The organism is Aeromonas sp. 2692-1 (assembly GCF_013085505.1).
GTDB classification, from domain to species: Bacteria; Pseudomonadota; Gammaproteobacteria; order Enterobacterales; family Aeromonadaceae; genus Aeromonas; species Aeromonas hydrophila.
In genome coordinates this window covers 470,001-492,882 of record NZ_CP038513.1, presented here as the reverse complement: position 1 = coordinate 492,882, position 22,882 = coordinate 470,001, and the positions used below count along the sequence as shown (strand labels likewise).

At 60.0% G+C, this 22,882-nt stretch carries 19 protein-coding genes (1 of these 19 running past the window's edge); 9 read left to right on the top strand and 10 right to left on the bottom strand.

Annotated elements, in window-relative coordinates:
• Positions 1–21: 21 nt before the first annotated feature.
• The 4 genes from E5E97_RS02550 to E5E97_RS02535 all read right to left on the bottom strand — a co-directional run bounded on the left by E5E97_RS02550 (position 22) and on the right by E5E97_RS02535 (position 4,301).
• Positions 22–1,968 (bottom strand): ligand-gated channel protein, encoded by a 1,947-nt coding sequence (locus E5E97_RS02550; RefSeq protein ID WP_171281191.1) that lies wholly within the window; start codon positions 1,966–1,968, stop codon positions 22–24.
• 408 nt (positions 1,969–2,376) lie between these two features.
• Complete coding sequence (gene cspA / locus E5E97_RS02545; RefSeq protein ID WP_011707644.1) at positions 2,377–2,589, bottom strand: RNA chaperone/antiterminator CspA; 213 nt, start codon at positions 2,587–2,589, stop codon at positions 2,377–2,379.
• A gap of 399 nt (positions 2,590–2,988) precedes the next feature.
• Positions 2,989–3,273: a DUF3811 domain-containing protein gene (locus E5E97_RS02540; protein ID WP_024946369.1), complete on the bottom strand. Its 285-nt coding sequence runs from the start codon at positions 3,271–3,273 to the stop codon at positions 2,989–2,991.
• A 149-nt stretch (positions 3,274–3,422) separates the two neighbouring features.
• Positions 3,423–4,301, bottom strand: a complete 879-nt coding sequence (locus E5E97_RS02535) for a cation diffusion facilitator family transporter (protein ID WP_044800976.1) — start codon at positions 4,299–4,301, stop codon at positions 3,423–3,425.
• A gap of 453 nt (positions 4,302–4,754) precedes the next feature.
• Here E5E97_RS02535 and E5E97_RS23660 point away from each other — a divergent pair, with 453 nt between their 5' ends.
• Complete coding sequence (locus E5E97_RS23660; protein WP_011707641.1) at positions 4,755–4,877, top strand: hypothetical protein; 123 nt, start codon at positions 4,755–4,757, stop codon at positions 4,875–4,877.
• An 80-nt stretch (positions 4,878–4,957) separates the two neighbouring features.
• Here E5E97_RS23660 and E5E97_RS02530 read toward each other — a convergent pair whose 3' ends face one another.
• On the bottom strand, positions 4,958–5,716 hold the full coding sequence (locus E5E97_RS02530) for an ABC transporter substrate-binding protein (protein WP_011707640.1): 759 nt from the start codon (positions 5,714–5,716) through the stop codon (positions 4,958–4,960).
• A 167-nt stretch (positions 5,717–5,883) separates the two neighbouring features.
• Positions 5,884–6,462 carry a single-stranded DNA-binding protein gene (locus E5E97_RS02525; protein ID WP_011707639.1) on the bottom strand — a complete coding sequence of 193 codons (579 nt, stop codon included), beginning with the start codon at positions 6,460–6,462 and terminating at the stop codon, positions 5,884–5,886.
• Between the two features lie 523 nt (positions 6,463–6,985).
• On the opposite strand from E5E97_RS02525, the gene E5E97_RS02520 reads away from it, so the two are divergent.
• The 6 genes from E5E97_RS02520 to E5E97_RS02495 all read left to right on the top strand — a co-directional run bounded on the left by E5E97_RS02520 (position 6,986) and on the right by E5E97_RS02495 (position 17,084).
• Complete coding sequence (locus tag E5E97_RS02520; protein ID WP_011707638.1) at positions 6,986–7,645, top strand: LuxR C-terminal-related transcriptional regulator; 660 nt, start codon at positions 6,986–6,988, stop codon at positions 7,643–7,645.
• 95 nt (positions 7,646–7,740) lie between these two features.
• Positions 7,741–10,569, top strand: a complete 2,829-nt coding sequence (gene uvrA, locus E5E97_RS02515) for an excinuclease ABC subunit UvrA (protein WP_118880238.1) — start codon at positions 7,741–7,743, stop codon at positions 10,567–10,569.
• A gap of 140 nt (positions 10,570–10,709) precedes the next feature.
• The gene (locus E5E97_RS02510) at positions 10,710–12,395 is read left to right on the top strand and encodes a diguanylate cyclase (protein ID WP_171279829.1); all 1,686 of its coding nucleotides are present in this window, start codon (positions 10,710–10,712) and stop codon (positions 12,393–12,395) included.
• Positions 12,396–12,841: 446 nt separating this feature from the next.
• Positions 12,842–13,453, top strand: coding sequence for an OmpW family outer membrane protein (locus E5E97_RS02505; RefSeq protein ID WP_011707635.1), 612 nt, complete (start codon positions 12,842–12,844; stop codon positions 13,451–13,453).
• A 218-nt stretch (positions 13,454–13,671) separates the two neighbouring features.
• Positions 13,672–15,651 carry a methyl-accepting chemotaxis protein gene (locus tag E5E97_RS02500; protein ID WP_171279828.1) on the top strand — a complete coding sequence of 660 codons (1,980 nt, stop codon included), beginning with the start codon at positions 13,672–13,674 and terminating at the stop codon, positions 15,649–15,651.
• A gap of 8 nt (positions 15,652–15,659) precedes the next feature.
• Positions 15,660–17,084 (top strand): ABC transporter substrate-binding protein, encoded by a 1,425-nt coding sequence (locus E5E97_RS02495; protein WP_171279827.1) that lies wholly within the window; start codon positions 15,660–15,662, stop codon positions 17,082–17,084.
• A gap of 63 nt (positions 17,085–17,147) precedes the next feature.
• On the opposite strand, the gene E5E97_RS02490 is transcribed toward E5E97_RS02495, so the two are convergent.
• A complete protein-coding gene (locus E5E97_RS02490) occupies positions 17,148–17,939 on the bottom strand; it encodes a GNAT family N-acetyltransferase (protein WP_171279826.1) in 792 nt (263 codons plus the stop codon).
• Positions 17,940–18,267: 328 nt separating this feature from the next.
• Here E5E97_RS02490 and metF point away from each other — a divergent pair, with 328 nt between their 5' ends.
• Positions 18,268–19,164: a methylenetetrahydrofolate reductase gene (gene metF, locus E5E97_RS02485; protein WP_005306036.1), complete on the top strand. Its 897-nt coding sequence runs from the start codon at positions 18,268–18,270 to the stop codon at positions 19,162–19,164.
• A gap of 62 nt (positions 19,165–19,226) precedes the next feature.
• Here the strand turns inward: metF and E5E97_RS02480 are convergent, their stop codons facing one another.
• Together E5E97_RS02480 and E5E97_RS02475 are read right to left on the bottom strand one after the other, a co-directional pair.
• On the bottom strand, positions 19,227–20,291 hold the full coding sequence (locus tag E5E97_RS02480) for a DUF3103 family protein (protein ID WP_011707631.1): 1,065 nt from the start codon (positions 20,289–20,291) through the stop codon (positions 19,227–19,229).
• Positions 20,292–20,441: 150 nt separating this feature from the next.
• The gene (locus E5E97_RS02475; RefSeq protein WP_118880241.1) at positions 20,442–21,593 is read right to left on the bottom strand and encodes a benzoate/H(+) symporter BenE family transporter; all 1,152 of its coding nucleotides are present in this window, start codon (positions 21,591–21,593) and stop codon (positions 20,442–20,444) included.
• Between the two features lie 121 nt (positions 21,594–21,714).
• Here E5E97_RS02475 and E5E97_RS02470 point away from each other — a divergent pair, with 121 nt between their 5' ends.
• Positions 21,715–22,284, top strand: coding sequence for a helix-turn-helix domain-containing protein (locus E5E97_RS02470; protein ID WP_041217095.1), 570 nt, complete (start codon positions 21,715–21,717; stop codon positions 22,282–22,284).
• Between the two features lie 8 nt (positions 22,285–22,292).
• Here E5E97_RS02470 and E5E97_RS02465 read toward each other — a convergent pair whose 3' ends face one another.
• Positions 22,293–22,882 carry the 3' portion of an NnrS family protein gene (locus tag E5E97_RS02465; protein WP_171279825.1) on the bottom strand. The gene runs 607 nt beyond the window's last position, so 590 of the gene's 1,197 nt are visible here — the last part of the coding sequence; the start codon falls outside the window, past its right edge; its stop codon occupies positions 22,293–22,295.

Here is a 22,882-nt window from a genome sequence, read left to right as displayed (position 1 = left end):
AGAGCGGGCGGCGGCGGGTCATCAGAAGTTGTAGGTCATGCCCAGGGTGTAGCGGCGACCATCCAGCACGGTACCGAAGCTGGTGTAATCCACCGTCTTGTCGAACAGGTTGTAGACGCCGGCGGTGACATCCAGGTGTTCGTTGGCCTTGTAGACCAGACCGGTGTCGAAGAAGGTGTAGGAGGGGCTGCCCTCGGCCATCTTGACCCGGCTCAGGTAATCGGAGGTCTTGCTGCGGAAGTTGACCCGTGACCAGAGGCTGACGGTCTCGGTGGTCTGCCAGTCGACCGTGGTGTTGAACATGTGGCGCGGCATCTGGTTCAGCGGCTTGCCTTCCATCGCCCCACTCTTCTGCTCGGACTGGGTGAAGGTGTAGCTGGAGGCCAGCGACCAGGCGTCGTTGATGGTCCAGTTGGCTGTGCCTTCCACCCCGCGCATGTTCGCCTTGTCGACGTTGATGCGGTCGCTGATGAAGTCATAGGTGTGACCGTTCAGGGTGCAGGAGGGGTTGCTCTTGCTTTCGCAGCGGCGGATCTCGGAGATCTTGTCCTCGAAGTCGGTATTGAACAGGGTCAGCCCTGTGTTCAAGCCTTGTTGACCATCCCACAGCAGGGCGATCTCCTGGCTCACGCTGGTTTCCGGTTTCAGTTCCGGGCTGCCGACCAGCATGCCGTCCTGGGTGCCACCGCCGGTGGCCTGGCCCCAGTTGGCGGCCGACATGCGCAGATCCGGTGAACGATAGCCGGTGGAGACGCCCCCTTTCAGCGTCCAGGACTCGGCCAGGTGCCAGACCCCGTACAGACGCGGGCTCCAGTGGGTGCCGTAGTTCTGGTCCTGATCCATCCGCACGCCGCCGGTCAGGGCGAAGGTGTCGGTCAGCGACCACTCATCTTCCACGAACATGGCCCAGCTCCAGCGGGTCAGCTGATTGGCGCGGTTGGCCACGTTGAGCTGGTTGCCCTGATCCTGCAGATCCTCGTAGCGGTACTGGCCGCCCACGCTCAGATAGTGAGCCCCCAGTTCAAACTGGGTGTGGGTATCGGCGATGGTGTTGATGAGCTTCATCTGGCGGCCGGGGTTGGTGTTCTCTTCCCGCTGCAGGTAGCTGGTGGAGGAGCCGAAGTCATAGCGGCCGTCGTGGGTGATGGCGAAGTTGGTGCGCTCGTAGGTGCTCAGGCTGGGCTTTGACTTGGCCGAGAGCGATTCACCCGGCGTGCGGTTGCGATCCTGCAGACCGCGACTGGCCTCGAAATCGAAGCGGTTGTGCTCGTCCGGGGTCAGGCTGAAGACGGCCGTACCGCTGCGCATCTCCTGCTCGGCGAAACCGTTCTGGAACTGATCCTCGCCACGGTGGGAGAGCTGGCCGTTCACCCGCATCCCCAGCAGTCCATCCACCAGGGCGCCGGCGGTATAGGCGTTGGTCTGGAAGATGTCGCCGGACTCCTTGTTCTCCTGGAAGGTCGAATCGGCATGCAGCGAGCCCTGCCAGGCCGTCATGCTGGCGGTTTTGCGGGTGATGACGTTGATGACGCCGCCCATGGCGTCAGAGCCGTAGCGGGAGGACATGGGGCCACGCACCACTTCGATCCGCTCGATCGCCTGCAGCGGCGGCAGCCAGCCCTGCTCGATGCCGGGGCCGTCGCTGTTGGGACGGGTGCCACGGCTGTCGACCCGTTTACCGTCGACCAGCATCAGCGTGTACTTGGAGCCCATGCCACGAATGCTGATATCGCTGCTGCTGCCACCGCCGGTGATCACCACCCCGGGCACATCCTTCAGGGCGTCGGTCACGTCGCGATAGGCGCGTTTCTCCAATTGCTCGCGGGTCACCACCGAGATGGAGGCGGCGGTATCCTCGATCTTCTGCTGGAAGCCGGAGGCGGTCACGACCATGACCTCCTGCTCGGCGGCATAGGCGTGTGATGCGAGGGCGGCGAGAATGAGCGTGGTCAGCTTGTTGCGGTGCATTGTTATCATGTTGGCCTGAACTCTTTTAGTAAGAAGATGCATTCATCCTTTGGGTGAATCGATGGGGCGGTCTCATCGCATCCCGCGTGAAACCAGGACCAGAAAAGGTTCAATTGGATAATCACCAAGTCGGTCGGCAGGCATTGTAGTGATCACTGGATGATGTGTAAATGATAATTAATCTCATTAATATTGTGCGGTTATCCTCTCACCAGCAGATACGGGATGAGGAGCATGTGTGGCGCGGTGACGGGAAGCGGGGGCGGGACAGTGAGAAGGCTGAGAGGGTCGGCAGAGGGGGAATGGCAAATGGCAGACAACAAAAAACCCGCCGAAGCGGGTTTTTTCAATTCTTGCAGCGGATCGTACCAGCCGGCATGAGCAGGCGGACCGGATCCCCGGCTTGAATTACAGAGCTACTACGTTAGCAGCAGCCGGGCCTTTTTGGCCTTGCTCGATGGTGAACTCAACGCGCTGACCTTCGTCCAGGGTCTTGAAGCCCGGGGTCTGGATGGCGGAGAAGTGAACGAACACGTCTTTGCTGCCGTCGGTCGGGGAGATGAAGCCAAAACCTTTCTCGGCGTTGAAGAACTTGACGGTACCAGTCATTTTGTTGGACATGATAATTTCCTTAAATAGTGTTTAAAGTGCCAAATGGCAATCTATGATTTTTCGTCAGCAATACGTATGGGGAGCACTAAAGAAGGAGAATTATTTGATAAGAAGAATCATGGATAATTCTTATACTAATCGCTGCTTTACTAAAATGACTGCCTAACATAACCAGGTCTGAACTACCGAACCATCGCAAAAGATTAAAACATGCCCATTTTCTTAAAGCAAATTTTATCTCGCTGCGAGTGGTCGGATATCGACGCAGCCACTCCTGGTGTGGGTGTCTGCAGCGCAGGATCCTGCGGCGTTGCAGGTCGCTGGACACACCATGGCAGAGGGTTGTTCTCCGCCATGGTGTGAGTTGGCTGGTTGAGGTAGGGGGCGCTTGAGCGGGAGGATTGGCCGTCAGCGTTTGCTGCGAAACTTGTTGCTGACGGAATCCACCCAGCTGAATGTCTCTGGCAAAACCTGCTTGCTGGCTCGTTCCTTGGCCTTTTCCCGTGCCAGTTTGGCGGCCACTTTGGCGGCGGCAGCACGGTCTGCGACTATCTTGAGTCTGCCTTCCTCGCGGATGCGGTTGCGCTCGGCATTGCTCAGTTGATGATCTGCATTGGCCTGTGCTTTTTGGAGCAGCAGGGTGATCTCGGCCTTTTCGGCGTCGGTGAGGTCCTTCATTTCCAACTTTTTCACGGCGTGCTCCTGATGGCGGGAATAGTCCACCCTAGCACACCTGCCGGCCGTTTATTGCACAATCGACGCCGTTTTCGAATACCGCTCCACCGGATGGCCGTTGTCGAAGGGAATAGCCCGTCGCATTCCCCTCGCACGGCTCAGCGCCGTTAACCATGCCCGCTCGGTTCAACATGGATCAGCACGACGGCGTGGGGCAGGTGCCGCATGATGCCCTGCTCTATCCGATCGCAGATGGCGTGGGAGTGCTCGATGCTCATCTCTTTTGGCAAGGTCAAGTGGAAGTCGATGTGGCGACGGCGCCCGGCCTGACGGCTGCGCAGATCGTGAAAGCCGCCATGCTCCGGGCAGCACTCCTCGATCACTCTGGTGGTGATGGCCAGCTCTTCCTCGTTCATGCTGTGGTCCAGCAGGGGTTGGAAGGCCTGCTTCAGCATGGCGATCGCCTCCTTGAGGATGAACAGGGCGACACAGATGGCAACAATGGGGTCAAGCAGATAGAGGTTGTAGCCCAGTCTGGCGGCAATCCAGATACCGAGCAGGCCGACGGCGACCCCGAGCGAGGTCAGTACGTCAGCCTTCAGATGCAGTGCATCGGCGGCCAGGGCCACGGACTCTTCCTCCTTGGCCACCCGGTAGAGGTAGGCGGAGACGCCGCTGTTGACCAGCGCCGAAAACAGCATGACCAGCACACCGAGACCGACCCCCTCGATCGGGGTTGGCGTGATCAATTTGCCGACGGCCTCGAATATTATCCAGCCGGCTGCCAGCAGGATCAGCAGTGCTTCGATCACACCGGAGACGTTTTCAATTTTGTCATGACCGTAGGGGTGGCGTTGGTCGGGGGGAATATCCGATTTGCGTACGGCCACCAGCGCGATCAATGCCGCCACCAGGTCCATGGCCGAGTGAATGGCCTCGGAAATAATACTGACGGAACCGCTCAGTATGCCGGCAAATATCTTCATGATAATCAAGGTGATATTGGAGCAAACTGAGACCAAGGCCGCTCTGGTTTTTCTGGTCATGGGACGTCCTTATTCTCGCTGGAATATTTTCACAAATAGGGTTGGATAATATCAGCTTGTCCAGGGAGGCGCTGCTTTGGGTTGTAACTTTTTGTTTCTGGCGATAGTGAGAATGCTTATCTAAATTATCTCTCATTATTTAAAGAGAATTCATTTTGGCATTCAGTGGTTTATTTCACATCATCATGAAATAAATCTGTTTGGCGTTATTTTATAAGGAATAAATCGCTTCTCCGGCCGTTCATTCCCCGCCCGGATCGGGTCAGCGGAAGCCGGTGAACATCTGCTGCCACTGGGTGATGGGATGAGGGTGGATTCTTGCGCAAGATTAGGGGTATGCTGGACTGAGTGCGATCGCAGGATCGTCACTGAAAGCGTACTGTAGTCTACGATTCGGATGGCATGCTGGAACCTGGGTTCCAACTGTCTGGGTAACATTTTTGGAGTTTGATGATGAGTAACAAAGAACATCACAACGGCAAAGATGCCAAGAAAAAACCGCAGATGTCACTGAAAGAGAAGCGCGAAGCCAAACGTCAGAAAGCAGATCTGAAAAATGGCGGCGCGATGAAGTAACGCTCCCCATGCTGTAGTTCCTTTGGAGCCAGTAACAAAAAGCCAGCCTTTTCGGGCTGGCTTTTATGTTTTCAGGAGGCTCAGGGCGTGGCCCCGTAGCGGGCAAATATTCGCTGATAACGGCCATCGGCCCGCATGGCATCGAGCCGGCGATCGAACCAGCGCTGCTGCGCCGCCTGGCGAAAGGCAAAATGGTAGTGAGTCGGCGCAAACAGATCGTATTGCCGAACCCGGCCGGGAGCATAGAGCTCTGCCCCATATTTGCTGTTGGCCAGCTGTGCCAGATAGTAATAGAAAACCCGCTGCTCCAGGATCACCGCATCCACCCGCCCCAGCATCAACCTGTGCACCTGCCCCTGCTGTTTGGCGACCTCCTCGTAACGGGGATTCTGGTCAGCCATGCTGGCAAAGGCACCTCCCAACACCTGACGGGCCCGCTGGAAGGCACTCACCCTCAGCGTCTTCATGTCGTCCAGGGTGCTGATGTGGGTTTTATTGAGGGTGAACACCCGATTGTGGAAGGCGATCACCGGCTGCGACAGGAAGACGTCGTGCAACATGCCAGGTTTGACGTTGATGATGGCATCGAGCTTGCCGGACTCCAGCATGCGGAAGGTGCGCTCCAGCGGCAGATATTCGAATTGAGGCTCATAGCCGCTGTCCCGAAACGCCTCTCTCATCAGGTCGAGCTCGATCCCGCGACCCTCTTCTTCAATGACATAGGGCGGGATGGCGAAGCTGACCCCCACTCGCAGTGGCTCGCCTGCCAGCAGCAAGGATGGCAGCAACAGGGTGGCGCAAGCCGCCACGCACAACAAGATTCGATACCAAGACCCCATGCGTTCTCTCTGGCAACTGGATTGCCCCGATCATAATCCCAAGGCGAATGATATGGGGACGTATGACTGGCAAGACCGGCCAGGAGGCTGGATTGCGCGCCACGTCTGCGTCAATAACAGGCAAAAAAAGGCCCTGCATGAACAGGGCCTCCGGGATCTGACGTTGCTTAGAACGGAATGTCGTCGTCGAAGTCCATCGGCGGCTCATTGTACACCGGCGGTGCAGACTGTGGTTGCTGGGCCGGACGAGCGTAGCCGCCCTGTTGCTGCATGTTCTGCTGCGGAGCCTGGGCAGGACGCGCCTGGTTCATCGGCTGCTGGGACTGCATGCCCTGCTGCTGACCCCAGTTGCCCTGAGACTGGCCACCCATGCCTTGGCCGGCGCCGCCTTGCGGACGGCCACCCAGCATCTGCATCACGCCGCTGAAGCCATCGACCAGCACTTCGGTGGTGTAACGCTCCTGGCCGCTTTGATCTTGCCACTTGCGGGTCTGCAGCTTGCCTTCAACATAGACTTGGGAGCCTTTCTTCAGGTACTCGCCAGCCACTTCGGCCAGCTTGCCCATGAAGACAACGCGGTGCCACTCGGTGCGCTCTTTCTGCTCACCGGTCTGCTTGTCGCGCCAGGTGTCGGAGGTGGCCAGGGTGATATTGGTCACGGCACCGCCGCTCGGCATGTAGCGCACTTCCGGGTCTTGCCCCAGGTTACCGATCAGAATGACTTTATTGATGCCTCGACTGGCCATAATCTCTCTTCCACCCTTTATATACCGGCCGGGCCATATGCCCGGGCCAATTCAACATATCGTTTGTTTTCTGTGAGATAGGCGATGCTGCAGGGCGGCCCCGCCACTCATGTGATGACTGTGTCCGGTTCAGCGCGCCAGTTGGCCGCCTCCCCGTTTTCAGATTTTGCCCGCAATAGTAACAGTTGGGGAGAAAGAGCGCACATCTTCCTGACGCTCCATCCCATGTCCGCCGGACGAAGGATTAACTTACACGAGGCCGACCTTGGCCAGCAAGTGAACAGCAACGGGGAGTCATATCATCGAACGGTCGAGACGAGAAGGGGGGCCAGAGGCCGGTGTGACAGCCCCTGTCCGGCCAGGGGCCAGTATTTCACCCAAATGGGGGGGGGCGGCTAGTTATTTGTATTGCTTGGAAAATTGGTGAGTTTCAAAGGAGGCGCATCGGCGTCTAATACTTTTTTAATGCTGCAGCCTGCGGGGGGCTTGGTACTCTCTGCTGCCGAAAAACACCATGGCCGGAATGTTCAAGGACCAGCGCTTCATGATCACCCCATATCCCATCGTATTGGTAACCGAAGACAATGCGCAGGCGACCAGCTTTCAGAGCTACCTGGCCGAACAGCTGGCTCTGCCCATCCTGCTGGTGAGTGCACTGGAAGCCCTGCCTCAAGCGGATGAACTCGAGCCGCATCCGTTGTTTCTGGTGGATCTGGATTACCTCAAGTCGAGCCAGCAAACGGGGTGGCCACGGGAGATCTCCAGCCGCTTCGGGGAAGCCAATACCGTGCTGCTCAATGCCCCCACCAGTACGGATCGGGAGTTGCTGCTGATGTGGCCCCATACCAGCGGGCTCTTCTTCTGTCAGGATCCGCTGGATCGGTTGGTGCTCGGCATTCGCAAGGTGCTGGAGGGGGAGTACTGGATCCCGCGCCATCTGCTGTGCGATCTGGTCAACTACTACCGCAAGGGCGGGGAACACCACCTGCGCAATCAGACGCTGCTGACCGTGCGCGAGCAGGAGATCATCCGCTACCTGATGACGGGGGCCTCCAATACCGAGATCGCCGACAGCCTGTTCGTGAGCGAGCACACCATCAAGTCCCACCTCTACAATGTCTTCAAGAAATTGAACGTGAAGAACCGTCTGCAGGCGGTGAGCTGGGCCAAGGAGTATCTCTGAAATCGATGGGGATGATGGATAAAACCTGTCTATTCATCCAGTAGTCTCTATGCCATACTGACTCGCTCAGGTTTCCGTATCGAGCGTGCAACAAGATGGAAAAGATCGTGGTCCGGGGTGCTCGCACCCACAACCTCAAGAACATCAATCTGACCCTGCCCCGCGACAAGCTGATCGTGGTCACCGGCCTCTCCGGTTCGGGCAAATCCTCTCTGGCGTTCGATACCCTCTATGCCGAGGGGCAGCGCCGCTATGTGGAGTCACTCTCCGCCTATGCCCGCCAGTTCCTCTCCCTGATGGAGAAGCCGGACGTCGACCATATCGAGGGGCTCTCGCCCGCCATTTCCATCGAGCAGAAGTCCACCTCCCACAACCCGCGTTCGACCGTCGGCACCATCACCGAAATCTACGACTACCTGCGTCTGCTGTTCGCCCGGGTCGGTGAGCCGCGCTGTCCGACTCACGCCATTCCGCTCGCCGCCCAGACTATCAGCCAGATGGTGGATCAGGTGCTGGCCCAGCCGGAGGGGAGCAAGCTGATGCTGCTGGCCCCGGTGGTGCGCGATCGCAAGGGGGAGCACACCAAGCTGCTGGAGAATCTGGCGGCCCAGGGCTACATCCGTGCCCGTATCGACGGCGAGGTGTGCGATCTCTCCGACCCGCCCGCGCTGGAGTTGCACAAGAAGCACACCATCGAGGTGGTGGTGGACCGCTTCAAGGTACGGGATGACCTGGCCCTGCGTCTGGCCGAGTCGTTCGAGACGGCGCTGACCCTCTCCGGCGGCATCGTACTGGTGGTACCGATGGACGGCGAGGAGGGGGTTGCCCCCATGACCTTCTCCGCCAACTTCGCCTGCCCGGAGTGCGGCTACTCCATGTCGGAGCTGGAGCCGCGCATCTTCTCCTTCAACAATCCGGCCGGTGCCTGTCCGACTTGTGATGGTCTGGGTGTGCAGCAATATTTCGACCCGGCCAAGGTGATCGGCGATTCTGCCATCAGTCTGGCCAACGGCGCCATCCGTGGCTGGGACAAGCGCAGCTTCTACTACTTCCAGATGCTCAAATCCCTCTCCGAGCACTACAAGTTCGATCTGGAGACGCCGTGGGAGGATCTGCCGATCAAGACCCAGGAGGTGATCCTGCGCGGTTCCGGTCGCACCGAGATCGAGTTCCGCTACATGAACGATCGCGGCGACGTGGTGGTGCGCAAGCACCCGTTCGAGGGGATCCTGCACAACATGGAGCGGCGCTACCGGGAGACCGAATCCAACTCGGTGCGTGAAGAGCTCTCCAAATACATCGCCAACAAATCCTGTACCAGCTGCGGTGGCAGCCGGCTGCGGGAAGAGGCGCGCCACGTCTTCGTCGACAACCGCAACCTGCCGGCCATCGCCGAGCAGTCCATCGGCGATGCGCTCGCTTTCTTCGAAGGGCTGAACCTCACCGGCCAGCGCGCCCAGATTGCCGAGAAGATCTTGAAAGAGATCGTCGAGCGGCTCGGTTTCCTGGTGAACGTGGGTCTCAATTATCTGAGCCTGTCGCGCAGCGCCGAGACCCTTTCCGGTGGCGAGGCCCAGCGGATCCGGCTGGCCAGCCAGATTGGTGCCGGTCTGGTGGGAGTGATGTATGTGCTGGACGAGCCCAGCATAGGTCTGCACCAGCGCGACAACGAGCGGTTGCTCAAGACCCTCACTCACCTGCGTGATCTCGGCAACACAGTGATCGTGGTGGAGCACGACGAGGACGCCATCCGCCTCGCCGACCATGTGCTCGACATCGGCCCGGGGGCCGGGGTGCACGGCGGTGCCATCGTCGCCCAGGGCACGCCGGAAGAGATCATCAATAATCCAGAGTCGCTGACCGGTGACTACCTCTCCGGTCGCAAGCAGATCGCCATTCCCGCCGAGCGTACTCCGCTTACCGGCAAGTGGCTGAAACTCAAGGGGGCGAGCGGCAATAACCTGCGCAACGTCAACCTGGATCTGCCGATCGGGGTGATGACCTGTGTCACCGGCGTCTCCGGCTCCGGCAAGTCGACCCTGATCAACGACACCCTGTTCCGCATCGCTCATCGCGAGCTGAACAAGGCCACCGAATCCACCCCGGCGCCCTATCGCAGCGTGGAAGGGCTGGAGCACCTGGACAAGGTGGTGGATATCGACCAGAGCCCCATCGGTCGTACCCCGCGCTCCAACCCGGCCACCTATACCGGCCTGTTCACCCCGATCCGCGAGCTGCTTTCCGGCACCCAGGAGGCGCGCTCGCGCGGCTACCAGCCGGGTCGCTTCTCCTTCAACGTGAAAGGGGGACGCTGCGAGGCCTGTCAGGGGGATGGGGTCATCAAGGTGGAGATGCACTTCCTGCCGGATGTCTACGTGCCGTGCGACGTCTGCAAGGGCAAGCGCTACAACCGCGAGACGCTGGAGGTGAAGTACAAGGGCAAGAACATCCACGAAATCCTCGAGATGACGGTGGAAGATGCCCGCGAGTTCTTCGACCCGGTGCCGGCGGTGGCGCGCAAGCTGCAGACCCTGATGGACGTGGGCCTCTCCTATATCCGGCTCGGCCAGTCGGCCACTACCCTGTCGGGCGGTGAGGCGCAGCGAGTCAAGCTGGCGCGCGAGCTCTCCAAGCGGGATACCGGTCAGACTCTCTACATTCTGGATGAGCCGACTACCGGGCTGCACTTCCACGACATCCAGCAGCTGCTCAAGGTGCTGCACCAGCTGCGGGATCGCGGCAATACCATCGTCATCATCGAGCACAACCTGGACGTCATCAAAACCGCCGACTGGATCGTCGATCTGGGGCCGGAGGGGGGCGCTGGCGGTGGCCGTATTCTGGTGACAGGGACGCCGGAGCAGATGAGCCGTTGCGAGGATTCCCATACGGCCCGCTTCCTGGCGCCGCTGCTGGCGCGATAATCCGTTCAATAATGTGACAAGGGGCCCTGGGCCCCTTGTTTTTATTGTGGTAATTCAGTGACCTCCAGACGGGCCGATACTCCATACTTGGGGCAAGGCCCTTCTCATTTCGCATTGCCATTCAAAGGATATTGGCGCCCATGGCTCAACCGTCCCGCTCCATCGATCATTTGCTGGCCTACTCCATGTTCCCCGTCTGGGCTGGCGCCATCCTGATGCTGCTCATCGTGATCGCGCTGGCCCAGGTGCCGGCGGCGCAGCGGGTCGAGGAGCGGCGGATGCAGGATCATCTGCAGCGGGTGGTCAGGGCCGTGCAGGGTGACATCAATGCCATCAATGCCTTCACCCGGGATTGGGGGATCTGGGACGAGAGCTATCACTTCCTGGCCAGGCCCAATCAGGGCTATATCCACTCCAATCTGCTGGTCGACACCCCGATGCGGGACTTTGAGCTCAACGTGCTGAGTTATATGGATTTGCAGGGCTCTGAAATCTGGACTCGCACCCTGCTGCCGGAGGCGCCTGATACGGACACCACCCTGCTTCCCTTCTTTCTGGATGACCTCAAGCTGCAACTGCTGCGTGAATCGCGGCAGGGGGGGATCCACAGTCTGAGCGGGGTGAGAGGATCGTTATGGGGGCCGCTCATCTTCTCGCTGCAACCGGTGACCAATACCCTCGGCGATACCAAACCCAATGGCTATCTGCTGGCGACCCGTTGGCTGGATGAACGCTATCTGGACGATCTGGCGGCGCGGACCGCGCTCGCCTTGACCATTGCTCAGCCGAGAACTGGCGAGCATCTGGGTTCTTTCAAGCCATTCAAGCCATACATGAGCTACCGGCTGGTGGATCTGGGGTTGCAGCGTGTCAGGGGGGAGGGGCTGCTGCTGGACAACGACGGTACCCCCGTCTTGACCCTGATTGTGGAAGAGGAGCGTGACGTGTTGCGGGGGGCGATGGAGGGAGCGATCTGGACCTTCATCGGCATGCTGCTGATAAGCTTCGCCTGCATTCTGATGGCGCTGTCCCGCTTGCGCGCCATCGTGCTCGGGCCGATCGGCGAGCTGGTGGGGGCGCTGCACAAGTTTGCCGAAAAGCAGGATGTGAGCGTGTTGCCGATCATCGACAGCAGTCAGGAGATGGCTCTGCTCAGTCGCAAGTTCCGGGAGATGGCGGCCAGGATCAGCTTGCACCACAGCGCCTTGCAGGCTTATTCATCCCGGATGGAGACGGCCGCCTATACGGATCCGCTGACCCACGCCTTCAACCGGCGCTACCTCGATGAGTGGTTGCTCAATCGCGATGCGCTGGCGGCAGGCAGGGTGTTGCTGATCCTGGATCTGGATCACTTCAAGCAGGTCAACGATCGCTTCGGCCACGACATCGGCGATCTGCTGTTATGCCAGCTGGCGGAGTTGCTGCGGGGGGCCCTCGCTGAGGAGGAGCCGCTGATCAGGCTGGGTGGCGAGGAGTTTTTGCTGCTGCTGACCGGAGATGAGCCGACACGGGTTGCCCAGCGGGTCGAGCGTCTGCGCCGCAAGATTGCCGAGTGCCGCTTCGGGCGCGAAGAGTTGCCGCTCTGGATGACGGCTTCACTGGGGTTCTGCGATTACCCCCTGCATCGGGAGCTGGAGGATTCGTTCTGGAATCTGAGCTTCAAACTGGCGGACATGGCGCTGTACCGGGCCAAGCAGGAGGGCAGGAATAGCTGGCGCGGATATAGCGGGGAACTGGGGCCGGCGCAGTGGGATTTGAACCCGGAGCAGATTGTGGCGGGGGAGTGGCTGCGGTGTCAGGCGTCTCACTCCAGCCAGTCGGCCTAGTGGGTCAGAATTAATAGCGCCATGCCGAGAACGAATCCCAATAAAATAAACAGGAAGGAGCCAATACCCCAGATAGCCGCCAGTATGGCTACTATTTTGTCCCTTCTGGTTTGTGGTTTCATAAAGAATTTCTTACAGCCCGGCTACATGGCTCGCAAAAATACTCTGGTTGAGCGAGTGAAACAACCGTTTTTAGCCGTTTAAAGCTCCGATAAGGTGCATTTAAATTATCTTTTAATGTGGCTGGTTTGGTTTTGAATTGACGTATCAATATGTTTTTATTGTTTATTCTTCCAATTATCAGCCATATCTTGTGAGTCTTAAGCTGCTGTACACATCTATCTATTTCTTGGTAACGTTTGAGCTAAATCAATAACTCTGCATTCACATCCCTTTATAGTTTTCAGGCTTGCAACATATAAAACGAAAACTAAAAGGAAAACGTGATGAAAAAGATCCTTCCTCTGATGATCGCGGCCGCGCTCGCTTCTCCCGTCGCCATGGCCCACCAGGCTGGTGATATTCTGGTGCGCGGCGGCCTGGCCTTTGTTTCTCCGCAAACGAGCAGTGACAACGTGCTGGGTACCGGCGAGCTGGAAATCGACAGCAATATGCAGCTGGGTCTGACGCTCTCTTATCTGATCACTGACAACTGGGGTGTCGAGCTGCTGGCTGCCACACCCTTCTCCCACTCGGTATCCACCGCCGGTCTGGGTGAAGTGGCCAAGGTCAAGCACCTGCCGCCGACCCTGATGGCGCAATACTACTTCGGTGATGCCAACAGCAAGGTACGTCCCTATATCGGTGCCGGTATCAACTACACCACCTTCTTCGATGAGCAGGGCCGCGGCGCGCTGGATGGCACCGACGTGAGCGTGGACTCCTCCTGGGGCATGGCCGGTCAGGTCGGCCTAGACATGGCGATCAATGATCGCTGGTTCGTCAACGCCTCCGCCTGGATCATGGATATCGATACCGACGTGCACACCGCCGTGGGTACCATCAACACCTCCATCGATCCCATGGCCTTCATGTTTGGTGTCGGCTATCGCTTCTGATAGGACACAGGGTTGGCCCCCCACGGGCCGTTACAGCTAGCATGTCTCTTTGGCCCGGCACAGTCCGGGCCCTTTTACGCGTAAAGCGTCCCCCGTCAACTGTGATCCAACCCCATATAGATCAATAAAATACCCTCCGTCTCCCCTCTATAATTCGCCCCTTGTGCCGATAGTGTCTATGTTCACGTTACCTTTCCCCCACGAGTGAGGATGTCTCCATGGGTTTATCTATTGTGCAGCGGATCATCGCCGGATTTGTGTTGATGCTGCTGCTGTTGATCCTGCTGGGTGTGATCAGCACCTTGAAGATCAGGGGCATCAACGACGGCTTGTCACAGGTCTCCGACCGGGCAACCCCGTTGGTGATTGCGGTGGCCGGCCTGAAAGGCGCCCTGCAGGACAGCAACCGCTGGGTGCTGGTCTACCGGACCAGCGAGGATGCAAGCCAGCTGCCGCAGCTGGCCAGCCAGTTCAAGGAGCAGCAGGCGCGTTTCAGTCAGCTGAGCCAGGAGATGGACAAGTTTAGCGGGGTGGCCGAGGCCGGCTCTCGTTTTCAACAGGTCGATGCCGCCACCAAGCAGTTCTACGGCCTGGCTGAACAGGTGCTCTCCCAGCACAGCCAATGGGTCAATGCCCAGGATCAGCGCCACAAGCTGGAGATTGCCTTCATCCGGCTGGAAGACACCTACCAGTGGGCTGCCGATCTACTGTTGCAGCAGACCGCCAGCAAACGCTCCATGCGCAACAAGGCTGAACTCATCACCTCGGGCATCGCGCGCGATCTGAAGAACATTCGCCGGGCCGATGCCAAGACCGATCTCAACGAGCTGGAGAAGGTGCTGAGCAAGGACATCGAGATGGCCCGCAAGCGGCTCGATCGGGTGCTGGTGCCGGATGACGTGAAGCAGCGCTTCGTCTCCAACCTTGACCGGATGCAGGAGCTGGCACTCGGCCAGCAGGGGCTGCTGGCGACCATGCGCAATGCCCAGCAGCTGGCTGCCTCGCTGCAGACCCTCAATCAGCAACTCGATGCCAGCCTGATCAACAGCCTGGGCCTGCTCGACGAGATGGGACAGTCGGCCGGCTCGATTGCCAGCCAGAGCCGCACCACGGCGGATGATGCGGTCAGCAGCGCCAGCTTCTGGATCCTGGTGGTGGCCGCCATCTCGGCCGCCGCCGCCCTCATCATCGGCTATACCACGGCGCGCAGCATTCAGCGTCCGCTGCAGATGATCAACAAGGAGCTGGATTACATGGCAGCCGGGGACATGACCCGCCGCATCAATTATCGCAGCAGTTGCGAATTCGGCGCACTCTCCCGCTCCATCGATACCCTGGCCGGCAAAACCGGCGAGCTGCTCTCCCAGATCAATGCCGGCTCCCGTCATCTGGTGGAGGAGGCAAGCCGCGCCGCCGAGATAAGCGAGCGGGCCGTGTCCCGGGTACAGGATCAGAAGAGTCAGACCGATCAGGTGGCTGCCGCCATCACCGAGCTGGAGGTGAGTGCCACCGAGGTGGCCCGTTCCACCGATGGCACCAAACGGGAAGTGGATCTGGCCGATGATGAAGCCCGCAGCGGTCGCCAGAAGGTGGCGACCACCCGTCGCATCACGGAGCAGCTGGCAGGCGCCATGGAAGAGGCCGTTGGCATCACCTACAAGCTGGGTGAGTTCAGCAACAACATCGGCAGCATCCTCGATGTGATCCGCAGCATCGCCGAGCAGACCAACCTGCTGGCGCTGAACGCTGCCATCGAGGCGGCACGGGCCGGCGATGCCGGCCGTGGCTTCGCCGTGGTGGCAGACGAGGTGCGGGCACTGGCCAACCGGACCCAGACCTCGACCGAAGAGATCCAGGCGATGATCGAGAACCTGCAGAGCTCGAGCAAGCTGGTGGTGGAGGTGATGGGGCGCAGTCAGGAGCAGACCCACAACTGTGTCGAGCAAACCCGGGAGATGGATGCGGCCCTGCAATCCATCGCCGACCGGATGAGCGCCATCAAGGCGATGGCGGATCAGGTGGCGCACGCCGCCCAGGAGCAGATCTCGGTCAGCCAGGGGGTGGCCCGCCATATCTCCGGCATCGCCGAGGTGGCCTACGAGACCGAACGGGAAGCGCGGGAGTCGGCCGGCAGCAGTGAAGTGCTGGCGGAGCTGGTCGCCAAGCAGCAGCAATTGATCGCACATTTCAAGGTTTAGGAGGGCTTATGTCTAACAAGTGGATCGGGGCCCTGAGTCTCCTGTTGTGTGGTCAGCTGATGGCCAGCGAGCTGGTGATCGAGAGCTGGCGAATTGATGACAAGGCTTTGTGGGAGCAGAAGATCATTCCTGCCTTCGAGGCCTCCCACCCAGGCATCCAGGTGAAGTTCAACGGGGTGCAGAACGTCGACTACATGCCGACCCTGTGGGCCAGTCTGAAAGAGGGCAAGGCGGGGGATCTCATCACCTGCCGGCCGTTCGATGACTCGCTCGCCCTGTTCAAGGCGGGCCATCTGGCGGAGCTGACCGAGATGTCGGGGATGGAGAACTTCCCGAGTTTTGCCCAGTCGCCCTGGCAGACCGACTCCGGCGCCCAGACCTTCTGCGTGCCGATGGCTTCGGTGATTCACGGCTTCTTCTACAACAAGAAGATTTTCAGTGAGCTAGGGCTCACCGTGCCGCAAACCCGGGATGCCTTCTTCGCGGCGCTGGACAAGGTGAAAGCCGATGGCCGCTATGTGCCGCTCGCCATGAGCGGCTCGGAAAGCTGGGTATCCTCAGAGCTCGGTTTTCAGAACATAGGCCCCAACTACTGGAAGGGGGAGGATGGTCGCCTGGCGTTGATCGGGGGGCAGGAGCGTTTTGACAACCCGCCCTACGTCAAGGTGTTCGAGGAGCTGGCACGCTGGCGTCCCTACCTCGGCGAAGGCGGCGAGAGCCGCGACTATGCTGCGACCAACGAACTGTTCACCTCGGGCAAGGCCGCCTTCTACGTGGCGGGTTCCTGGGAGATCGCTCCTTTCACCGGCAAGGTGGACTTTGGCGTGATGCGCCCGCCCGTGGCAAAACAGGGCGATGGCTGCTTCTTTACCGATCACACCGACATCGGGATGGGCATGAACCCGGCCAGCAAGAACAAGGAGGCGGCCATGGCCTTCCTACAGTGGTTGACCACGCCCCAGTTCGCCGAGCTCTATACCAACTCGCTGCCCGGCTTCTTCTCCCTCTCCAACCACTTCTTCGAGGTCACCAACCCGGCGGCGAAGGAGATGATGGAGTGGCGGGATCAGTGCGACTCCACCATCCGGGTGGCCACCCAGATCCTCTCCCGCGGTACGCCCAAGCTGGGTGACGAGCTGGCCGAAGTGAGTCAGGCCGTGTTGCTCGGCAAGATGGAGCCCAAGGCGGCAGCCGATCGGCTGGAGCAGGGCCTGAAGGGCTGGTATCCGCCTCATCAGGGCAACAAGGTGAAAGGGGCCGATTGCCAGTGTGACGCCCCTGCCGCCGCGCCCGCAGTATCGGCCGCCGCTGCGACCACGGAGCCTCCTGCCGCTGCCGCTGCCGCTGCATCTGCCGCGGCCGCGCCGTTGCCGGCTCCGTCGGCCGAGGTGGAGCAGGCGCTCTCCAACGAGCTGGAAACACCGCAGCAATAGCTGCCGGCAGATAAACAACGGGAGGCATCAGCCTCCCGTTTTCTTTGCTGTCAGTCTGTGAAGTCACTGCACCGAGTGGGGCCAGCGGCAGAGGCTGCCGATGCGGGCCACCGGAGCGAACCCGAGCGAGCGATAGACGCGCTGGGCGTGATAGTGCTCGTCGGCCACTATGATGAGCCGGTCGACCCGCGTCAGCCCGTGCTTGGCAACCTGGCTCAGCAGCTGACGGCACAACCCCTGATTGCGCCATGCCTGCCTTGTGCGCACCAGCTGGAAGCGGCCCAGAGTATCGGTAAAGAAGAGGCCGCAACTGGCGACCAGCTGCTCCTGCTGCCAGATCCCCCACCACTGACCCAGCCCGTCCCCGATCATCGCCTCGTACAACTGGCGGCGTGACTGCAGATAGGGCAGGTAGCTCTGTTCCGAGTGGCCGGGATCCCGCTCCTCCAGTTCAAAGGCCAGCCACTCGTCCCAGTCGGCCGGTGTAAAGGGGCGCGCAGCCACCGTCGCGGCTGGTGGTTGCCAGTCGGTGGCCTCCAGTGCCAGCACCACGCACTCCATGTACTGGTATCCCGCCGCCACGAAGCCGGCAACCCGGCTGTTCTGGCCGGCCGCGAGAGGCCACTGGAAGGTGCGGTGTCTGACTCGAGGATCCTGCCCGATCAGCTTGTCGAAACTGGCCTCGAGCCAGCCCTTGTCGTGATCGCTGGGGGGAAAGGGGAGCAGCAGATAGTTGCCGAAGTAGTAATCGGGAGCATCGGGAGTGCGCACGGCCCAGAACTGCTCATGGTCGACCACGTTGCCTTGATAGCGATCGAACAGCAAGTCGGTGGCAAAGCCGGGGTGGGTGTCCATGATGATGCTCCTGCGAATGGTTCAATTGGTTATCGGCAGGAAGGGGAAGAGGTTGAAAAGGGGCCGGAGAAACCTCCGGCCAAACAATCACACGCAGATTCAGAACGTCCAGGACGATCTGCGTTCATCATAACGCGACTCGCCGGATTTTGGGATGGGGTGCCAATCGTTACTTTGGCTTTATTGCCAAATAAAAATCGGCGGCCTTCCTCTCGCTGTAAAACAGTGTTGACTTTGTGCCATTTTATCATAAAGATAGAAAGACGTTTAGACGTCCAAGCATCCGTTTTGACGTAGGAAAATGGATTGCAGGGCAGGGAGAGAGCAGATGGGATTTCACAGCGCACGTCAGGTTGAGGCACTCAACCAGAGTCTGGCAGATTTGAGTGGCGACATATCGGTCAGTTTCGAGTTTTTTCCGCCCAACAGCGAAGGGATGGAAAATACCCTGTGGCAATCCATCGAGCGCCTGAAAGTGCTGGAGCCCAAGTTTGTGTCGGTGACCTATGGCGCCAACTCGGGTACCCGGGATCGCACGCACAAGGTGATCAAGGACATCAAGGAGCGGACCGGTCTGATCGCCGCCCCGCACCTGACCTGTATCGACGCCAGCCGCGATGAGCTGCGCACCATTGCCCGCGATTACTGGAACAGCGGTATCCGCCATATCGTGGCGCTGCGCGGTGACCTGCCCCAGGGGCTGGAGAAGCCGGAGATGTATGCCACCGATCTGGTGGCCCTGCTCAAGGCCGAAGCGGACTTCGATATTTCGGTGGCCGCCTACCCGGAAGGGCACCCGGAAGCGCGTAGCGCGCAGTCGGATCTGCTCAATCTCAAACGCAAGATCGATGCCGGTGCCAACCGCGCCATTACCCAGTTCTTCTTTGACGTCGAGACCTACCTGCGCTTTCGGGATCGCTGCGCCGCCATCGGCATCGATGCCGAAATCGTGCCGGGGATCCTGCCGGTTTCCAACTACCAGACCCTGGCCAAGTTTGCCGGTTTCACCAACGTGAAGATCCCGCGCTGGATGCATCAGCGTTTCGAGGGGCTGGATGATGATCAGATGACCCGCAACATGGTGGGGGCCAGCATCGCCATCGATCAGGTACGGGTGCTGAGTCAGGAAGGGGTGAAGGATTTCCACTTCTATACCCTGAACCGCTCCGAGCTGACCTACGCCATCTGCCATACCCTGGGGGTGAGGCCGAAAGGCCAGCCGTAACGGATCGCGGGCACAAAAAAAGCCAATGAGTCGCTCATTGGCTTTTTTGTTATGGCGACCAATCAGGGTCTGGTGGGGGCGATCTCTTTGGGTTCAAGATCGATCACCGCATTGCCGGCGGCGCCGGGGTACTGGTGATAGCTCTGGTCCTGCTCCAGGGTGTAGAAGGTATCCAGATAGTCATCGTTGTTGGTCATCCAGGAGTCGGGCAGCGCCTTGACGATGCGACCGCCGAGATCGAGGAAGGGCAGTGCCTCGGGCACGCCGCCAGCCGTGAAGGCCAGCTTGAGGGCATCGATGAACAGGCCGCTCAACTCCTTGTAGTTGACGTTGTCGTCCTGCTCCATCATGACGATGTCGACGGCACCCCAGCGATAGCGATCCCAGTAGACCAGGATCTGGTTGGGGGTGTAGTCGGTGTTGTCATAGTCGAGATAGGGCATGTCGACGATATCGACCACGGGCTCATCCCGGCTGGGATTGACCCCTGCGACCACCGCATACACCTCGGCCGCACCCAACAGCCAGGGCTCCTGATCATCCTTCAACCGAATTTTCTTCAGGATGCTGGTTTTGAGCGGGGCCGTGCTGGCAGCCGCACGGGGAGCCACCTGCATATCGGCGGCAGCCAGCGCCTTGCGGATCACCTTGAGGCCGGCGTTCTTGGCCTTGACGGGATCAGCCTCCACGACCAGGACCGGACGGGCCGGTGCCTTGTCCACATCCAGATAGACGGGGTTGCCGGCGCTGTCGAAGGCTTCGATGGCGCTCCAGCTCTTCTCATCGCCGCTCGGTACATAGGCGACCAGCGGCTCGACACCCTGCTGCAGCGCGGCGGCCTGTTCCGGGTTGGCCAGTCGCAGCTGCATCAGCTCCTTGACCTCGCCGTCCAGCCCTTGCCGGCTGATGGCTGCCTGGTTGGCATCCCGCGCCTGGCGTTTCAGGCGCGGACTGGCCTTTTGCAACAAGTTGGGCAGCGGGCTCTGGTACTCCTGATTGCTCAGGAGCGGCAGCAGGTTTTTCTGCTGCAGCGCGAGCTGGCGGGCCAGTTCCCGATCGGTGTCGGCAGCGTGGGCGGTGGTGGCGCCCAGCAGTGCCAGTAACAAAATGACAGCCTGATTCCTCATTATTATTCTCCAGTTTATGAGTCTGACATGAGGCACGCATCGGGGAAGAAGAAGTGCCTCGACACCACTTAATGGCAATTAGTTTCAGCTGTGAACCAATTTTTCTGAATTATGTGCGGTGTCTCACGGGGGGCTCCCCAGATGGTCAGGTCAGTTTCTCCGCTGGTTGACTTGATACAGGATGATGCCGACGAGCAGTCCCCAGCAGGCGGCACCGATACCGAGCAGGCTGATGCCGGAGGCGGTGATGATGAAGGTCAGCAGGGCAGCCTCACGGGCATCGTCGTGCTGCAATGCGGTGTGCAGGCTGCTGCCGATGGTGCCGAGCAACGCCAGCCCGGCGACACAGGTCACCAGTGCCGCCGGGAAGGCCGTGAACAGCGCCGCCACCGTGGCCCCGAAACAGCCGGTCAGCAGGTAGAAGCCGCCGGCCCACACTGCCGCGGGCCAGCGCCGGTTGGCGTCCGGATCCACCTCTTTCCCCATGCAGATGGCCGCAGTGATGGCCGCCAGGTTGAAGGCATAGCCGCCGAAGGGCGCCAGCAGCAGACCGGTGAGGCCGGTCCAGGTGATGAGGGATGAGGTGGCGGGCTGATAGCCGTGGGCCCGCAAAATGGTAATGCCCGGCATGTTCTGGGAGGTCATGGTGACGATGAAGAGTGGCAAGGCAATGCCGAACAGGGCACCAAGGGAAAACTCTGGCCAGGTCATGACCGGGCCAGCCAGTTGCCAGTGGATGGTGTCAAGCTGCAGCTGGCCTCTCAGCAGGCAGATGAGAATGCCGGTCGCCAGTACCAGCACCATGGTATAGCGTGGCCAGAGATGACGGCCGAGCAGGAACGCCAGCAGCAGGCTGCCGAGCAGCAAGGGATCTGCCGGGGCGACCTTGAACAGATCCAGCCCGAACTTGAGCAATACCCCGGCCAGCATGGCCGCCGCCAGCTGGGCCGGGATATGACGCATCAGCCGATCGAACCAGCCGCTGATGCCGCACAGGGTGATCAGCAGAGAAGAGATAACGAAGGCGCCGATGGCCTCGGCCAGGGTGAAGTTACCCAGGCTGGTGATGAGCAGGGCGGCACCCGGAGTCGACCAGGCGGTCAAGACGGGGATGCGGTAATAGAGGGAAAGGCCGATGCAGCTGATACCCATGCCGATACCCAGCGTCCATAGCCAGGACGCGAGCTGGGCTGCATCGGCCCCCGCTGCCGTGGCTGCCTGAATGATCAGGATGACCGAGCTGGTATAGCCGACCATCACGGCGATGAAGCCGGCGACCAGATGAGGAAGGGCAAAGGGCATGGTGACATCCTTGTGGGGTTGTGACGGTTTGTGCGTTATTACGTACAATATTGCTTCAGACTATATCGTTGTGCGTTATAGCGCACAAGGCGATTCAAGCAAGCACAACAAAGAGGCAGTCATGCAAGAGATGAATCAGCATCTGGCCCAACGTCTGAAGGGCTTGCGCAGCGAACTGGGCTGGAGCCTGGATGTAGCGGCGCGGGAGACGGGAGTGAGCAAGGCTATGCTGGGCCAGATTGAACGGGGGGAGTCGAGCCCGACGGTGGCCACCCTGTGGAAGATTGCCACCGGCTTTCGGGTCTCCTTCTCCAGCTTCATCGAGCCGACCCCGGCAGAGCAGGGGGAAGTGCTCTATCGCACCGCAGATGCGATTCGCCAGCAGCCGGCGGGAGAGGGCATGCAGGTCGCCCCTCTCTTCCCTTATGAGGGGCGCTTTGGATTCGAACTGTTTGAGCTGACTTTGTTGCCTGGTTATCAGCGAGAATCAGAACCCCATGAACCCGGGGTGACCGAACATGTCATCGTCATCAGTGGCCTGATGGAAGTGCTGGTGGAAGGGGAGTGGCGCTCATTGACGCAGGGGGAGGCGGTGCGTTTTGCGGCCGACCGCCCCCATGGCTATCGCAATCTGGGAGTGGCCCCTGCCATCTTCCACAATCTGATCCACTATCCGGCCAGCAGAGCTTGACCCCCGGGTCAGCCTGGACGCCCATCAGCCCGGGGGCCGGTCAATATGGGAGCATAGACCCAGACAAATAGACCATATGCCAGGCTCCAGGCCAGGCCGCTCAGGTTCCAGCCGTGCAGGGTATAGGCCGGCCAAAGCAGCGGGATCAGCACCCGGATCAGGGCCGCCATGATCACCAGCGCGAAAGCGCACTGGATCCTGCGCCCAACCTGCAAGGCCCGGCCGCTATGACCAAGAGAGACCCGGGCTATCATCCCCAGGATCATGGTGCCCATGCAGCCGGCACTGAGCAGGTGGCTGGCCAGCGACAGGCTGATGGGCAGGCCGGCAGCCAGAGCACCAAGGGCGAGCAGACCGAGAGGAATAAACAGGTAGGCGAGGTGCAGTGACCACAAGAGGGGTTGGCCAAGAGTGGAAGGCAGCCGCCAACGCAATTGGCGCCACAAGTGCAAAACGGCCGCCACTATATATAGAGGAAGCAGGTAGAGGCTGGTGACCCATGGGGTGGGCAGCAGCAGCCAGCTCACCAGGGTGAGCCACAGCGTGGCAAGGGCTGCGCGCTCCAGCCAGAGAATTGGGACGGCTTTTTCCATCCCGG

Excerpts from the sequence above, each read along its gene's own strand:
- E5E97_RS02550 (WP_171281191.1), bottom strand. The coding sequence starts at position 1,968 with ATGCACCGCAACAAGCTGACCACGCTCATTCTCGCCGCCCTCGCATCA.
- cspA (WP_011707644.1), bottom strand. The coding sequence starts at position 2,589 with ATGTCCAACAAAATGACTGGTACCGTCAAGTTCTTCAACGCCGAGAAA.
- E5E97_RS02535 (WP_044800976.1), bottom strand. The coding sequence starts at position 4,301 with ATGACCAGAAAAACCAGAGCGGCCTTGGTCTCAGTTTGCTCCAATATC.
- E5E97_RS23660 (WP_011707641.1), top strand. The coding sequence starts at position 4,755 with ATGAGTAACAAAGAACATCACAACGGCAAAGATGCCAAGAAAAAACCG.
- E5E97_RS02530 (WP_011707640.1), bottom strand. The coding sequence starts at position 5,716 with ATGGGGTCTTGGTATCGAATCTTGTTGTGCGTGGCGGCTTGCGCCACC.
- E5E97_RS02525 (WP_011707639.1), bottom strand. The coding sequence starts at position 6,462 with ATGGCCAGTCGAGGCATCAATAAAGTCATTCTGATCGGTAACCTGGGG.
- E5E97_RS02520 (WP_011707638.1), top strand. The coding sequence starts at position 6,986 with ATGTTCAAGGACCAGCGCTTCATGATCACCCCATATCCCATCGTATTG.
- uvrA (WP_118880238.1), top strand. The coding sequence starts at position 7,741 with ATGGAAAAGATCGTGGTCCGGGGTGCTCGCACCCACAACCTCAAGAAC.
- E5E97_RS02510 (WP_171279829.1), top strand. The coding sequence starts at position 10,710 with ATGGCTCAACCGTCCCGCTCCATCGATCATTTGCTGGCCTACTCCATG.
- E5E97_RS02505 (WP_011707635.1), top strand. The coding sequence starts at position 12,842 with ATGAAAAAGATCCTTCCTCTGATGATCGCGGCCGCGCTCGCTTCTCCC.
- E5E97_RS02500 (WP_171279828.1), top strand. The coding sequence starts at position 13,672 with ATGGGTTTATCTATTGTGCAGCGGATCATCGCCGGATTTGTGTTGATG.
- E5E97_RS02495 (WP_171279827.1), top strand. The coding sequence starts at position 15,660 with ATGTCTAACAAGTGGATCGGGGCCCTGAGTCTCCTGTTGTGTGGTCAG.
- E5E97_RS02490 (WP_171279826.1), bottom strand. The coding sequence starts at position 17,939 with ATGGACACCCACCCCGGCTTTGCCACCGACTTGCTGTTCGATCGCTAT.
- metF (WP_005306036.1), top strand. The coding sequence starts at position 18,268 with ATGGGATTTCACAGCGCACGTCAGGTTGAGGCACTCAACCAGAGTCTG.
- E5E97_RS02480 (WP_011707631.1), bottom strand. The coding sequence starts at position 20,291 with ATGAGGAATCAGGCTGTCATTTTGTTACTGGCACTGCTGGGCGCCACC.
- E5E97_RS02475 (WP_118880241.1), bottom strand. The coding sequence starts at position 21,593 with ATGCCCTTTGCCCTTCCTCATCTGGTCGCCGGCTTCATCGCCGTGATG.
- E5E97_RS02470 (WP_041217095.1), top strand. The coding sequence starts at position 21,715 with ATGCAAGAGATGAATCAGCATCTGGCCCAACGTCTGAAGGGCTTGCGC.